Source organism: Paraconexibacter algicola (assembly GCF_003044185.1).
Classification (GTDB): domain Bacteria; phylum Actinomycetota; class Thermoleophilia; order Solirubrobacterales; family Solirubrobacteraceae; genus Paraconexibacter; species Paraconexibacter algicola.
Genome location: NZ_PYYB01000001.1, coordinates 2,707,131 through 2,721,902 on the forward strand (window position 1 = coordinate 2,707,131; position 14,772 = coordinate 2,721,902).

The 14,772-nt window shown below is 75.0% G+C and carries 11 protein-coding genes; 1 reads left to right on the forward strand and 10 read right to left on the reverse strand.

Annotated features, from left to right (window positions below; translation table 11 throughout):
- Window positions 1-37 precede the first annotated feature (37 nt).
- The 10 genes from C7Y72_RS12755 to C7Y72_RS12800 all read right to left on the reverse strand — a co-directional run bounded on the left by C7Y72_RS12755 (window position 38) and on the right by C7Y72_RS12800 (window position 12,832).
- Window positions 38-808, reverse strand: coding sequence for an SDR family NAD(P)-dependent oxidoreductase (locus tag C7Y72_RS12755; protein ID WP_107569093.1), 771 nt, complete (start codon window positions 806-808; stop codon window positions 38-40).
- A gap of 85 nt (window positions 809-893) precedes the next feature.
- Window positions 894-1,919 (reverse strand): L-histidine N(alpha)-methyltransferase, encoded by a 1,026-nt coding sequence (egtD, locus tag C7Y72_RS12760; protein WP_233243826.1) that lies wholly within the window; start codon window positions 1,917-1,919, stop codon window positions 894-896.
- A 7-nt stretch (window positions 1,920-1,926) separates the two neighbouring features.
- Window positions 1,927-3,000: an SUMF1/EgtB/PvdO family nonheme iron enzyme gene (locus C7Y72_RS12765; protein ID WP_199223932.1), complete on the reverse strand. Its 1,074-nt coding sequence runs from the start codon at window positions 2,998-3,000 to the stop codon at window positions 1,927-1,929.
- A gap of 298 nt (window positions 3,001-3,298) precedes the next feature.
- Entirely contained in the window at window positions 3,299-5,233 is a 1,935-nt protein-coding gene (locus tag C7Y72_RS12770) for a glycoside hydrolase family 15 protein (RefSeq protein WP_199223966.1), read from the reverse strand.
- A gap of 204 nt (window positions 5,234-5,437) precedes the next feature.
- Entirely contained in the window at window positions 5,438-6,808 is a 1,371-nt protein-coding gene (locus C7Y72_RS12775) for a DUF1501 domain-containing protein (RefSeq protein WP_107569095.1), read from the reverse strand.
- A 7-nt stretch (window positions 6,809-6,815) separates the two neighbouring features.
- Window positions 6,816-8,501, reverse strand: a complete 1,686-nt coding sequence (locus C7Y72_RS12780) for a DUF1800 domain-containing protein (RefSeq protein WP_146175363.1) — start codon at window positions 8,499-8,501, stop codon at window positions 6,816-6,818.
- A 55-nt stretch (window positions 8,502-8,556) separates the two neighbouring features.
- Window positions 8,557-9,150: a histidine phosphatase family protein gene (locus tag C7Y72_RS12785; RefSeq protein ID WP_107569097.1), complete on the reverse strand. Its 594-nt coding sequence runs from the start codon at window positions 9,148-9,150 to the stop codon at window positions 8,557-8,559.
- Window positions 9,147-9,848 (reverse strand): 6-phosphogluconolactonase, encoded by a 702-nt coding sequence (gene pgl, locus C7Y72_RS12790; protein ID WP_199223933.1) that lies wholly within the window; start codon window positions 9,846-9,848, stop codon window positions 9,147-9,149. The genes C7Y72_RS12785 and pgl overlap by 4 nt, the downstream gene beginning before the upstream one ends.
- Window positions 9,849-11,768: a glycoside hydrolase family 15 protein gene (locus C7Y72_RS12795; RefSeq protein ID WP_107569098.1), complete on the reverse strand. Its 1,920-nt coding sequence runs from the start codon at window positions 11,766-11,768 to the stop codon at window positions 9,849-9,851.
- On the reverse strand, window positions 11,765-12,832 hold the full coding sequence (locus tag C7Y72_RS12800) for a glucose-6-phosphate dehydrogenase assembly protein OpcA (RefSeq protein ID WP_107569099.1): 1,068 nt from the start codon (window positions 12,830-12,832) through the stop codon (window positions 11,765-11,767). Before C7Y72_RS12800 ends, C7Y72_RS12795 begins: the two co-directional genes overlap by 4 nt.
- 44 nt (window positions 12,833-12,876) lie before the next feature.
- Here C7Y72_RS12800 and C7Y72_RS12805 point away from each other — a divergent pair, with 44 nt between their 5' ends.
- Entirely contained in the window at window positions 12,877-14,739 is a 1,863-nt protein-coding gene (locus C7Y72_RS12805; RefSeq protein ID WP_146175364.1) for a hypothetical protein, read from the forward strand.
- Window positions 14,740-14,772: the final 33 nt, after the last annotated feature.

Consider the following 14,772-nt stretch of genomic DNA (forward strand, 5'->3'; position numbering starts at 1 on the left):
GTCGGGGTGGCGCCCGGCCCGGGGCGGGCGGCTCAGCTCACTTCGGGGCCATGCGGATGGCGCCGTCGAGGCGGATGACCTCGCCGTTGAGCATCTGGTTCTCGGCGATGTGCGCGACGAGCGCCGCGTACTCGGCCGGGTCGCCCAGGCGCGACGGGAACGGCACCGAGGCGCCGAGCGACTGGCGGGCGTTCTCCGGCAGCGCGGCGAGCAGCGGCGTGTCGAACAGGCCCGGCGCGATCGTCACGACGCGGACGCCGACGGTCGAGAGGTCGCGCGCCGCGGGCAGCGTCATGCCGACGACGCCGCCCTTGGAGGCGGAGTAGGCGATCTGGCCGATCTGCCCGTCGAACGCGGCGACCGAGGCGGTGTTGACGACGACCCCGCGCTCCCCGGACTCGCCGGGCTCGTTGGCGACCATCGCCTGCGCGGCGTGGCGCAGCACGTTGAAGGTGCCGATGAGGTTGACCTGGATGACGGTCTCGAACGGGCGCAGCGGATGCATGCCCTTCGTGCCCGCGACCTTCTGCGCCCAGCCGATCCCGGCGCACGCGGCGGCGATCCGCAGCCCGCCGTCGTCCTTGCTGGCCTCGACGGCCGCCGCGACGGCGGCCTCGACCTGCTCCTCCTTGGTGACGTCCGTGAGGACGAAGCCGACGCCGAGCTCGTCGGCGAGCTGCTTGCCCTTCTCCTCGTTGATGTCCGCGATCGTCACGATCGCGCCGGCGCTCGCGAGCCGCCGCGAGGTCGCCTCGCCGAGCCCGGAGGCGCCGCCGACGACGAGTGCTCCACTGCCTTCGATGTTCATGTCCGCGACCCTAGTGCGCGCCCGGCCGCGGAGGATGCCCCGCCCCTCGTTCGGGATGGGGCAATCCCCAGATCGTCGGGGTGGCTCAGCCGGGTCGGCGCGCCAGCGTCAGCGCGAACAGCCCGTCCGGGTCGGTGTACTGCTCGGCCAGCTCGAGGCCGGAGGCGGCGAGGTCGGCGATCAGCCGCTCGCGCGTGAACTTCGCGCTGATCTCGGTGCGCAGCTCCTCGCGCGGGGCGAACTCGACCTCGAGGCCGAGCGCGCGGACCGCCACGGTCTGCTGGCGCACCGAGCGCAGCCGCATCTCGATCCACTCGTGCTCGCGGTCGTAGAACGCCACGTGCTCGAACGCGTCGAGGTCGAAGTCGGCGTCGAGCTCGCGGTTGAGCACGCGCAGCACGTTGCGGTTGAACGCGGCGGTCACGCCCGCGGCGTCGTCGTAGGCGGCCTCGATGACCGCGGGGTCCTTCACGAGGTCGGTGCCGAGCAGCAGGTGATCGCCGGGCGCGAGCATCGCCGCGATGCGGCGGAGGAAGCGGCGGCGGCTGCCGGGCGTGAAGTTGCCGATCGTGCCGCCGAGGAACGCCACGACGCGGCGGTCCCCGGGGGTCGGGGCGGGCACGCGGTCGAGGTGGCGCTCGAAGTCGCCGACGATCCCGTGGACGCTGAGGTCCGCGTACTCGTCGAGCAGCGCGGCGGCGACGTCGCGGACCATCGACTCGGTCACGTCGAACGGCACGTAGCGGCGCAGCGTCCCGGCGCGCTCCATGGCGTCGAGCAGCACCCGGGTCTTCGCCGCCGTGCCCGACCCGAGCTCGACGAGCTCGGTCGCCCCGGTCTCGGCGACGATCGCGTCCGCGTCGGCCTGGAGGATCGCCCGCTCGGTGCGGGTCGGGTAGTACTCCGGCTGCTCGCAGATGCGGTCGAACAGGACCGCGCCGTGGGCGTCGTAGAAGTGCTTGGGCGGCAGCTCCTTGAACGGCCGCGTCAGGCCGTCGAGCACGTCGTCGGCGAGCGCGCGCTCACCGCCGCTCGTGCCGTCCAGGAACGACTCGACGACCATCCGCCGGGTCGGCGGCGCGACGAGCGCCGGGTCGGTGATCGGCTCCATGCGGGTCCTACCTCTCGTCCTGTGCCAGCCGGACGCCGGCGAAGATCTGCCTGCGCTCACGCAGGTCCCAGTTGCGGAACGTCGTCGTCGCGACCCGCGGGTCGGCGGCCCAGGAGCCGCCGCGCAGCACGCGGTAGTCGCGGTCGAAGAAGACCTCGGAGTACTCCGGGTACGGGTGCGCCCGGAACCCCGGGTAGCCGTGGAAGACCGTCGACGTCCACTCCCAGACGGAGCCGCGCCCGTCGAGCACGCCGTCCTGCCCCCAGGTCGCCGCCTGCTCCCACTCTGCCTCGGTCGGCAGGCGCGCTCCGTGCGCGCGGGCGTAGGCGTCGGCCTCGAACCAGGAGACGTGGCACACCGGTGCGTCGGGGTGCCCGTCCCTGATCGCCCGATGACACGTGGAGTCGTCGTCCTCCTTCCACGCCCAGCCCTCGTCGGACCACCACTCGCGCCGCTCGTAGCCGCCGCCCTCGGCGAAGCGCAGCCAGCTGGCGTTGGTGACGGGCCGCGAGGCGATCCGGAACGCGGGGACCTCGACGGCGTGGCGGGGACGCTCGTTGTCGTAGGCGAACGGCCCGTCGGCGGCGCCCTGGTGCAGGACGCCCGCGGGGACGGACACCCAGGTGCCCTCGCCGCCGGCGGCCGGGCCGGGGAGCCCGGGGGGCACGAGGCCCGCGTGGTGCATCGCCTGCAGCATCGTCTCGGTGTGCTGCAGCTCGTGGCGCAGGACCATCTCGTGCAGGACGCCGTCGCCGATGCCGACGCGGTCGATGACCGCGAGGGTCCGGTCGCGGACGGCGGCCATCTCCGCCTCGGCGGCGTCGCGGCCGAGGATCTCGAGGTCGCCGCGGACGGCGCGCGGCGTCTCGAACGCGTCGTAGAGCGCGGCGAGGTCCGGGCGGCGCAGCGGCTCGCCGCCGTGGCGGTGCACGAGCCAGAGGTCCTCGTAGGCGGCGATGTGCCCGAGGTCCCAGGCCAGCGGCGAGAGGATCGGGTCGATCTGGCGCTCGCAGTCGGCGACCGACAGGTGCGCCACCAGGGAGAGGGTCCGCGCCCGGACCGCGGCCAGGTCGGCCGTCACGGACTCGGGGGTCGCGACCGCCGGGGCGACGGGTGCGTGCGCTGGGATGCTGGGTGACGCCATGGAGAACGCGGGCCGGAGCCCGTCGGGAAGCCTATGCCCGGATCCGGCGTCCGCCAACACTCCGCGGACCGCGTTCACCGGCTGTTCACCGATCGCCCGCGCCCGCGCGCCCGGTGCCGAGGCGCGCCGGGGGCAGGCGCCACGGGCGGTTTCGGTGCCCGCGGCTCGTCGGGCCGCGCCCGCCCGCCGGCGGCTGCCCCGCCCTGCCGCTTGGCGCGCGGGCGCTCGTGGGTGCTCAGTGGTCGTGCGGGTGCGCCGTCTCGGAGACCGGCGCGTGCTCCTCGTCGCGGATGACGTGCATGACCGCGTTGATGAGCGCGAGGTGCGTGAACGCCTGCGGGAAGTTGCCCAGGTGCCGGCCGGTCGCCGCCTCGAGCTCCTCCGCGTAGAGGTCCAGGGGCGAGGAGAGCGACAGCAGCCGCTCGCAGAGCTGCCGGCCGCGGGTGCGCTCCCCGATCTCCAGCAGCGCGCTCACGAGCCAGAACGAGCAGATCAGGAACGTGCCCTCCTCGCCGCTGAGGCCGTCGTCGGTCTCCTCGACCTTGTAGCGCAGCACGAGGCCGTTCTCGGTCAGCTCGTCGGCGATCGCGAGCACGGTGTTGCGCACGCGCGGGTCGTCGTGGGGGAGGAACCGCACCAGCGGCATCAGCAGGTTCGAGGCGTCGAGCGCGTCGGTGTCGTAGTGCTGGGTGAAGACCCCGCGCCCGTCGACGCCCTTCTCGCAGATCTCCGCGTGGATCTCGTTGGCGATCTCGCGCCACTCGTCGGCGAGCGCGTCCTTGCCGCGACGGGACGCCAGCCGCGCGCCGCGGTCCAGCGCCACCCAGCACATGAGCTTCGAGGACGTGTAGTGCTTCGGCTCGCCGCGCGCCTCCCAGATGCCCTGGTCGGGGAGCCGCCAGGTCTCGATCGCGCGCCGGACCTGGTCCTCGATGACCGGCCACAGGCGCTGGGAGTTGTGCCCGTACTCCTTCGTGTGCAGGTAGAGCGAGTCGAGCACCGCGCCGTAGACGTCGTTCTGGCGCTGGTCGTGCGCGCCGTTGCCGATCCTCACGGGCCGCGCGCCCTCGTAGCCGGACAGGTGCTCGAGCGTCTGCTCGTGCAGGTCGCGCTCGCCCCCGATCCCGTACATGATCTGCAGCGAGCCGTCGGCGTTGCGCTCGGCGTCGGCGACGAACTGGATGAAGTCGTCGGCCTCCCAGTTGAGGCCCAGCGAGTTCAGGGCGCTGAGCGTGAACGTCGCGTCGCGCATCCAGGTGTAGCGGTAGTCCCAGTTGCGCTCCCCGCCCGGCGTCTCGGGCAGCGACGTGGTCGCGGCCGCGACCATCGCCCCGGTCGGCGCGTAGGTCAGGCCCTTGAGGACCAGCGCGCTGCGCTGCAGGTGCCCGCGCCAGCGGTGGTCGGGGAACTTCCCGTCGGCCAGCCAGCCGCGCCAGAACTCCGAGGTCGTCTGCAGCGCGATCTCGGCCTCCAGCACGCTGCGCGGGCCGTCGAGCAGCCGCGACCACGACAGCGCGCAGAAGCGCGTCTCGCCGGTCTCCAGGCGGTGGCGGGCGCGGGCGCAGCCGCCCTCGATCCCCAGCCGCAGGTCGCTGATCAGCCGCATCCGGCGCTCGCCGCCGTCGGTGCAGTCGACCGCCATCGGATCGCCCTCGGCGCGCTCCCAGGTGGCGGGGAGCGCCCCGTAGTCCCACATCGGCTCGCACAGCAGCTCGATCTGCGCCTGCCCGTGGATGCAGGTGATCGTCCGCACGAGGACGTGGTGGGCCTCGAAGTCCGTCGGGGGGCGCGTGTGCGCGGTCGCCGCGCCCTGCGTGCGCTCGCGCCAGTGGCCGATGACGAGCGCGTCGCGGACGACGAGCCAGCCGGTCGGGGTCATCCAGGTCGTCTCGAGGATGTTCGTGCCGGGCTCGTAGCGGCGGCCCGCCGGCACGCCCATCGACGAGGGGCCCAGGCGGAAGCCGCCGGCGCTGCGGTCGAGGATCGCCGCGAACACGCTCGGCGCGTCGAACCGCGGCGGGCAGAGCCACTCCACGGTGCCGTCCGGGGCGACGAGCGCCGCCGTGTGGCAGTCCGAGAGGAAGCCGTAGTCGGCGATCGGCGGGAACGGCGACTGCGTCGGGAGCCGCTCGACGAACGGCGTCGGGTCGGCCTCGAAGCTGTCGTCCATGAACGGGTCCATGGCGCCGCGCCGCGGCGGGTGCGCGGCGGGGACATCGGCGCGCGGGACGCCGTTGGTGGCCGTCGGGTCGTCGGTGGCGGAGCGCTCGGGCGGTGCGGTCACCTCCTGAAGGATGGCGAACGCGCCCGGCGGGCTCAAACGGCGGGTGGTCGCGTGCGCCGCCCGGCGGTCCGCCGCCGGGACGGTGGCGCCTCAGCGCACGAGCTGGTAGCGGCCGAGCGTCCCGGCGCCCGGGATGATCGGCGCGGCGTCGACGCCGAACCACTGCTCCAGCAGCGACGCGTAGACCGCGCGGAAGTCGCTGGTCGAGCGCAGGTTGTCCTGCGCGTCGAGCGTCGCGAGCCCGGGGAACTCGCCGACCATCGTGCCGCGCGCCCGGCTGCCGATGAGGAACCCGACGCCCGCGGCGCCGTGGTCGGTGCCGTCGCCGTTCTGCGCGGGCCGGCGGCCGAACTCCGACCAGACGTGCACGAGCACGCGGTCGGCGATCCCGCGCGCCTCGAGGTCGCGCTGGAACGCGAGCAGGCCGTCGCTGGTCGCGCGCAGGTCGTCCGGGAAGGTCTGCAGCTGCGAGGAGTGCGTGTCGTAGCCGCCCGGGGCGTCGAGCGCGACGCAGCGCAGCGGCAGGCCGCCCGCGATCCCCGCGGCGATGCCCTTCAGCCGGTCGCCGAAGTCGCCTGTCGGGTAGCTGACGCCGGTCGGCGGCGTGATGCCCGCCTGGTAGGGGCCCAGGGCGGTGCGGATCTGGTCGACCTGGGCGGCGACGGTGCGGGCGATCTGCTGCTGCGGGTCGGCGGTGGGCAGCCGGCCGAGCGTCCCGATCGTGTCGAACATCAGGTCGTCGACGCCGTCGTAGACGCCCGGGGCCCACATGCCGAAGTCGTCCAGGCGCCCGACCGCGGCGACCGGGTTGGTGGCGGCCGCCAGCGCGGGCGCGAGCGACCAGCCCAGCGACAGGCCCTGCAGCGGGTTCGTCGCGCTGCCGTGCCGGTCCAGGAAGCGGCCCATCCAGCCGTGCCGGGCGTGGACGTCGAGCGCGCCGACCTCCCAGTAGTGCTGGGAGGTGAAGTGCGACTGGTCGGGGCCCGCGTAGCCGACGGCGGGCAGCACCGCGACCTTGCCCTCCTGGTGCAGGGTGCGCAGCCCGGCCGCCTGCGGCGCCCACATGAGGCGCGTGTCCTCGGAGAACGTCGTCCCCTCGCCGGGCAGCAGCCGCAGCGTCGGGCGCAGCGACGCGTAGCGGCTGTCCCCGACCGGGGCCAGGACGCTGAGCGAGTCCACGCCGCCGGCCATGAAGACGCTGACGAGGACGCGGCCGTCCCCGGTGACCGCCGCCTCGGCGATGCCCTCCTCGAAGGCGCGGCCGCCGAGCCGGGAGGCCCCGTAGACCGCGAGGCCGGCCTGGAAGCCGCGCACGAGCACGGTGCGCCGGGTCAGGCCGGTGCCGGCGGGCTCGGGCATGCCGGGCTCGATCGCGGGCAGCCCGTCGCCCGCACGGGCGACGGCGGAGCGGAGCATCTCGGCACGGGTGAAGCCGGAGCAGGCGTGGGAGCGCTGGGTCATCTCGGGATCAGGAGGTCTGGACGTCGCTGCTGGTCAGGATCAGGAGCCGCAGGGCGTTCTGGCGCAGGCCGCGGCGCGGGCCGCGCGCCCAGGTCGCCAGGCCGAGCGGGATGCTCGTGGTGGCGAACGCCAGGAGCGCCGCGGTGGTCTCCGGCGTGAGCCGCGGACGACCGCAGTGCTCCAGCGCCCGGTCCAGCGCCGCCTGGGGCGTCTCCAGCGGGTCGTACGGGCTGGTCGCGCTCCACGGGTCGACGATCGACGGCATCAGCGCGGCGGCCGCGGTGTCCCAGCGGGCGCGCCAGCGCGAGGTGTCCAGCCAGTCGCTGCCCCAGCCCGCCACGTTGGGCGGGTCGAACAGCTGCTGGCCCGCGTTCTCGCCGAGCCACGACCAGGCGATCGTGTCGACGCCGCGGCCCAGCGCGCGGAGCATCCCCGCCTGGTGCACGACGGGCGGCTTGACCATCGCGGGGCCGCGCAGCAGCGCGGGGTGGCGCAGGATCGCCTCGACGACCGGGGCGATCTCGTGGCCGCCGCCGACGTACAGCTCCTGCAGGGCGGCCTGGGTGGCGGCGTCTGGGGGCTCGGGCACGAAGTAGCCCCAGAGCTTCGTGACGAAGAAGCTCGCGTGCAGCGGGTGGTCGACGCAGAGGTCGGCGGCCTCCTGCCAGCCGAACGCCCCGGTGCGCCCGAAGATCGTCTTGCTGCCGGTCGCGTGGCGGTTGGGGTCGTAGCGGAACGTGTTCCAGCCGATCCCGTCGTCCCAGCGGCCGGTGAAGCCGGTGAAGGCGCGCGCGGCCTCGCGGACGTCCTGCTCGGTGTACGCCCCGCGGTTGGCGCCGAGCGTGAACAGCTCCATGACCTCGCGGGCGTAGTTCTCGTTCGGGTTCCAGCGGGTGTTGGAGACGCCGTCGAGGAACACGAGCATCGCCGGGTCGCGGGTGACCTCGCGCAGCAGCGTGCGGAAGTTGCCGAGCGCGTTGCGGCGCAGCAGTTCGTTCTGGTCGAGCATCAGCCGGGCGCTGCCGACCTTGCCGCGCGCGGTCGCGAACCAGTCGTGCCAGATCAGCGTCATCCGCTCGACGAGCGGCTGGTCGGAGCGGACCATGCGGTCCAGCCACCAGGCGTGGTCGTGCCCCCAGAGGTCCAGCGGCGCGAGCGCGTTGCCGTCGTCGTCGCGGGGAGCGGGGCCGACGAGCTGCGCGGTCCCGGAGGGCCGCACGAGCCGGTCGATCGCGGCGTCGAGGCCGGCGGCGGCGACCTGCTCGGCCTGCCCGGGGATGGGGCCGAACCCGGCCCGCCAGAGCAGGCGGTCGGCGTCGGCGACGGTGAAGTCGCGGGGGGTGGCGGGCACCGGGCCGGGCGCCGGGGTGGGGTCGGGGGTCGGCGCGACCGCGGGGGCGGGCAGGACGACCGGCGCGCCGGACGGCGTGGTCGGCAGCGGCGCGGCCGGGGTGGCCGTCGTCCCGGGGGAGGCGGTCGGCGTCGGCTTCGCCGGGCGGGTGCAGACCTTCACGGTCTTGCGCCGGCCGCTCTTGGTGCGGACGCGCTTGACCTTGCAGGTGGTGCCGGCGGGCTTCGTCAGCGGTGCCCGCTTCGGCGGCTTGGCGGCGGGCTTCTTCGCCGACGCGCGCTTCTTCGCCGCGGCCGTGCGGCGGGCCTTGGCCCGGGCCTTCTTCACGCTGCTGGACGCCACGTCCGCGGCATCGACGGTCCGGGGGGCGCGGTTGAGGCGCCGCCCGGCCGCTGGGTCATCCGTCCAGCGCGGGCACCGGGCCGTTCCACCGCTGCAGCACCGGCGTGCCGCCGCGGTCGCGGCCGAGCACGCCGACGTGCGCGGTGTCGAGCGCGAGGCGGCGGCCGAGCTCCACCGGCGCGTCGAGCCAGCGGGCGGCGAGCGCGCGCAGCACGTGGCCGTGTGCGACGACGGCGGCGTGCGGACCGCCCGCGTCCCCGTACGGCGCGAGCCGCGCGACGACGCGGTCGACGCGGGCACGGACGTCCTGCGGGCGCTCGCCGTCCGGGCCGCCGTCGGTCCACAGGTCCCAGCCGGGCAGCTCGGCCTGCACGTCCTCGCGGGTGCGGCCCTCCGCGCGGCCGTAGTCCCACTCCAGGAGGTCGTCGACGCGCTCGGCGCCGTCGATGATCCCGGCGAGCTGCGCGGTGGTGACCGCACGGGTCAGGGGCGAGACGAGCACGAGCGCCAGCGGCCACGCGGCGAGCGGCGCGGCGAGCGCGGCGGCGTCGGCCCGGCCCGCCTCGGTGAGGGGGACGTCGGCGCGGCCGGTGTGGCGGTGCGCGACCGCCCAGGCGGTCTCGCCGTGGCGGACGACGAGGACGCTCACGACGCGGGGCGCCCGAGCGCGTCGGCGTCGGCGAGCACGGTCAGCCGGTCGCGGCGCAGCAGCGACGCGGGCGTCGCCGGGGAGGCGGGGCCCAGGGCGCGGCGCAGCGCGTCGCGCTTGCCCTCGCCCGAGGCGGCGAGCACGAGCGCGCGGGCCTTGCCGAGCGTCTCGAGCGTCAGCGTCACGCGGTTGGGCGGCGGCTTCGGCGCGCCGCGGACGGCGAGCACGCGCGGCCCGCCGGTGAACGTGTCGAGCTCGGTGGAGTGGGGGAACAGCGAGGCGGTGTGCCCGTCCTCGCCGAGGCCGAGCAGGACGACGTCGAGGATCGTCGAGCGCAGCTCGGCGGCGTAGGCGCGGGCGGCCGCGTCGGGGTCGTCGAGCTCGCCCAGGACGCGGTGCTCGGTCACGCCCGCGGGGTCCTGCTCGAGCAGCGTCTGCTGCACGAGCAGGTGCGTGGACTCCGGGTCGTCGGGCGGCACGCAGCGCTCGTCGGCGTACCAGACGTGCACGTCGCGCCAGCCCGCCGCCACGGGCGCGAGCAGCTCGTAGGCGCGCCGGAACGTGCGGCCGCCGCTGAGCGCGACGTGCGCGACCCCGCGGGCGGCGACGGCGGCGCCGACCTCCCGCTCGAGACGCTGCGCGACGGCCGCGGCGAGGGCTTCCGGGTCGGGGAACGGGGTGGGGACGATGCGGGACACCTACTCCTCCCGGCCGGCGTCGAGGTGCGGGTTCTGGGCGGCGAGCTGCTGGTCGGCGCGGATGACGTGCAGCACCGCGTTGATGAGCGCGAGGTGCGTGAACGCCTGCGGGAAGTTGCCGAGGTGGCGGCCGCTGCCCGCGTCGATCTCCTCCGCGTACAGCAGCAGCGGGGACGCGTACCCGAGGAGCTTCTCGCACAGCACGCGGGCGCGGTGCGCCTGCCCGATCTCGGCGAGCGCGCTGACCAGCCAGAACGAGCAGATGACGAACGCGCCCTCCTCGCCCTGCATGCCGTCGTCGGTCTCCCCGACCTTGTAGCGCAGCAGCAGCCCGTCGACCGCGAGCTCGTCGGCGATCGCCTCGACCGTGGCGACGATCCGCTCGTCGTCGGGCGGCAGGAAGCGCAGCAGCGGCAGCAGCAGGCAGCTCGCGTCGAGCGCGTCGGTGTCGTAGTGCTGGGTGAAGACGCCGCGCTCGTCGGTGCCGTGCTCGAGCACGTCGGCGCGGATCTCGTCGGCGGCGGCCTGCCAGCGCGCGGCGGTCTCCTCGTCCTCGCGCAGGCGCGCCAGGCGGGCGCCGCGGTCGCACGCGACCCAGCAGAACACCTTCGAGCTGACGAAGTGCTTCGGCTCGCCGCGGACCTCCCAGATGCCGCGGTCGGGCTCGCGCCAGTGCTCGATCGCGCACTCGACCTGCCGCGAGAGGATCGGCCACAGCGACTCGGGCAGCTGGTCGCGCGACTTCGTGTGGATGTACACCGAGTCGAGGTAGACGCCCCAGACGTCGTGCTGGCGCTGGTCGTAGGCGCCGTTGCCGATCCGCACCGGCCTGGCGCTCTCGTAGCCGTCGAGGTGGTCGAGGGTCGTCTCGGTCAGCGTGCGCTCGCCGCCGATCCCGTACATGACCTGGAGGTCCTCGTCGCCGGAGGCGACATCCTTGATGAAGGCGAAGAAGTCGGAGGCCTCCCAGTCGAAGCCCAGCGAGTAGAGCGCCCACAGCGAGAACGTGGAGTCGCGGATCCACGCGTAGCGGTAGTCCCAGTTGCGCTCGCCGCCCGGGGTCTCGGGCAGCGACGTGGTGGTCGCCGCGGTCAGCGCGCCGGTCGGCGCGTAGGAGAGGCCCTTGAGCGTCAGCGCGCTGCGCTGCAGGTGCGCGCGCCACGGATGGTCGGGGAACTCGCCGCGCGAGAGCCAGTCGTGCCAGAAGTCCGCGGTGCCGACGAGCCGCCGGTACGCGTCCTCGTAGCTGGCGGGGGCCGCGTGCTCGGTCCAGGACAGTGCGATGAACCGCTCGTCGCCGTCGTGCAGCGTGGTGCGGGCGATCGCGTGCCCGCCCTCGATCCCGACGCGCAGGTCGGTCGTGAGCCGCAGCTGCAGGTCGTTGCCGGGGGCCCGGCCGACGACGGTGGAGTAGCCGTCGCCGTCGTAGTCCCACTCCACGCGGGTGCGCCCGTAGTCGAGCTTGGGGTCGCAGTCGACGGTCATCTCGACCTGCCCGTTGACGCAGCGCATCGTGCGCAGGAGCACGTGGTCGGCGTCGTGGTCGTTGGGGGTGCGCCGGTGGGTGTGCGAGCGCTCGTGGTCGTGGTGCCAGGGCCCGATCAGCAGGACGTCCCGCACGACGACCCAGCCGGTGCGGGTCTGCCAGGTCGTCTCGAGGATCATCGTGCCGGGCACGTAGCGGCGGCCGGCCGGGACGCTCACGCCGGTCGGCGCGACGCGGAAGTAGCCGGCGTCGCGGTCGAGGATCGCGCCGAACACCGAGGGGCCGTCCATCCGCGGCAGGCACATCCACTCGACGTTGCCGCCGGGGGCGACGAGCGCGGTGACCTCGCAGTCGGAGAGGAACGCGTAGTCGTTGATCGGGGGGAAGGGACTGCCGCCCAGCGGGACGTCGCCCCCGGTGACGAGCCGCCTCATCGCACGAGCGCCTCGGCGACGCGCAGCGCGGGCAGGTAGGTGCGGTCGCGCAGCAGCGCCTGGCGGACGCCCTCGCCGAGGATCCCGGACTCGCCGCGGGACGCGCCGAGCACCGTCCAGGACTGCGTGCTCCCGTCCTTGCGGGTGAGCGTCGCGTGCAGTCCGCCGGGTCCCCGGTCCAGCGTGCGGGTCTCGCCGCGGGCGGTCTCGATGGTCATCCCGGCGAGGCCGGGGACGGACTGCGCCCGGTCGGTCACGAGGTCGAGGGTCACGTCCTGGCGGCGGGCGTGGAGCTTGGCCCGCCAGCCGCCGTCGTGGCGGACCAGGGCGCTGGGCTCCCAGCCGAGCCGCGACGCGAGCCAGCCGGCGAGCAGCAGCCCGGAGGCGAGGGAGTCGGGGTGGTGGCGGATCTCCAGTCGCGTGAGCGCACCGAGGTCGCGGCGGCGGTTCAGCGGGTCGAAGGTGCCGGCGATGCGCTCGCGCCAGGGGGTGGAGCGCAGCCACGCGAGGTCGACGACGTACGTCTTCTCCGTCAGCGCGAGCGCGCGCCGGATCGCCTCGCCCGGGTCCGGCTCCTCGACGGAGTCGACCAGGACGATCTGCGAGAGCTCCAGGAGCTGCTCGACGGCGTCGTGGTGGCCGTGGGGTGCCCAGACGAGCGTCGGGATGTCGGTCTTGACCAGCGGGTCGACGATCGTGTCGATGCCCGGCACGTGGCGCTGCCCCATCTCGACGACGACGGTCTCGCGCGTCGGGACGATCTCGTGCTCGCGCAGCTCCCCGGGGGCGGCGACGGTGACGAGGGCGTCGAGCGTCGTGCGGCCGGACCCGATCGAGCACACGATCGTCCGCGACGGCTGGAACCGGCCGAGCCGCCGCAGCCGGTTGGCGATCTCGCCCGACCAGTCCTTGTCGACGACCAGGACCAGGTTCAGGACGCGGGACTGCACGTACCCCGGGTGCTCCTGGACGCGGTCGTGCTCGAGCTGGCGGATCGCCGCCTCGATCGCCGTGGGGGTCGTGTCCTGCTCCCGCCAGACGTTGTCGGTCGTGCTCGTCGCCATGTCCCCGGAGGCTATCCACCGCCGGAAGTGGGAGCATCGGATGCATGGGAGGAGCGTGCATCGGGCGCCGCGGGTCGCGGCGTGTCCTGACGATGACGGTGGCCGCGCTGGCGACGGCAGGGCTGGCGCCCGCCGGGCCGGCGCACGGCGCGACCGTGCGCCTGGAGCCGCTGCGTCAGGCGGCGCTGCTGGACGGCGGGACGGCGACCGCCCGGGTGGACGTGCCGCGCGGCACCCGCTGGGAGCTGCGACTGCGGCCGCTCGGCCGCCCGGCCGCGACCCCGGACGCCCGGCGCACCGGCGCCGGCCCGCGGGCGCGCGTGGCGCTGCGCCTCACCGCCGCGGCGGCGGGACGGGTCAGCGCCTGCCGGCGGTCCCGCCTCGTGGCGGAGCTCCGGGTCCGCGGTCGCGTCGCCGGGCGCCGCGCGGTGCGACGCCTGCGGCTGGACCCGCTGCGCTGCGCCGGCGAGGGGCGGCCGCGCGGGGCGCCCGGGTACCGCGCGGGGGTCGGGGTCCGCTCGATCGCGCCGCGCGCGCAGGACGGGACGGTCTTCCTGGGCGGCTACGGGATCGGCGGCGGCAGCCCGTTCGCCGCGGGCCGCCGGGCCGACGGGACGCTGGCCGACGGCATCGAGGTCCGCGCGGTCGCGATCGAGGCGGACGGTCGCGCGGTCCTCCTCGCCGACGCCGAGGTCCAGGGGTGGTTCGCCGCGGTCCAGGAGGGGCCGTACGGCCTGACCGACCTGCGTCGCGAGGTCGCCGCGCGCAGCGGCGGCCTCCTGGATCCCCAGCGGGTCGTCGTGCAGTCCAACCACAGCCACAGCGCGCCGGACCTCCTGGGCGCCTGGGGCGGCGTGTCGCTGAGCTACCGCCGGCTCGTCTACGACCGCACCGTCGAGGCGGCGCTCGAGGCGCTCGCGCGCCTGCAGCCGGTCACGGTCGCGTACGGGACCGCGGACGCGGAGCCGCTCATCAGCAACCAGTTCGAGGGCGACCCGCAGAACCCCGACGCCGACGACGAGATCCGCGTGCTGGAGGCCCGCGCGGCGCGGGACGGACGGACCGTGGTGACGGTCGTGAACCACAGCGCGCACGCGACCGTGCTGGGCCCGTCGAACCTCCGTGCCTCCGGGGACTGGACCACCTCGGCGAACCTCGAGCTCGAGCGCCGCACCGGCGCGCCGGCGGTGACCCTGATGGGCACGCTGGGCCGGACGCAGCCGCGGGACCGCGGCTGTCCGGACGCGAAGGCGGGGGAGGAGCGGGACCTCTGTGCGGTCCGCGGCTACGCGGCGAAGGTCGTCGACCGGGTCGCGGACGCGCGGGCGGCGGCCGGGCCGGTCGGGGTCCGCCCGATCGTCGACGGCCGCAGCTTCCTCGTCCAGGACCTCTCCACCAACCCGCCCGTCCTCGGGCTCAACTACGTCGGGGCGCCGCTGGGCGCGCAGCTCTCCCGCTCGATCACGCCGCCGTGGCTGACCGGCACCTACGTCGGGACGACCACCGCCACGCTGCGGATCGGCGACGTGCTCCTGTCCGCCGTGCCCGGCGAGGCGTACCCGCAGATCGCCGAGCTCGTCCGCACGCTCACGCGGGGCGCGAAGGGGTGGATGACGATGGGCCTCGCCGGCGACCAGCTCGGCTACCTGATCGCGCCGCGGGCCGCCTACCCCGAGCCGCTGCGGCGGACGCTGTTCAACGAGCGCGGCGACCAGATCAGCCCGATCGACAACGACAACTACCTGTTCAACGTGTCGCTCACGGTCGGCGAGCGGGTGACCTGCTCGCTCCTGCGCGGCGCGGGCGAGCTGCTGGAGCGGGGCACCGCGCCGCGGGACGCCTACGATCGCTGCGCCTCCTACGACGACGACCTGCTGCGCGCGCCCGGGGCCGACATCGGCGGTTAGGAGGGTCGCCCGATGTTCGGCGCAGCCGAACTC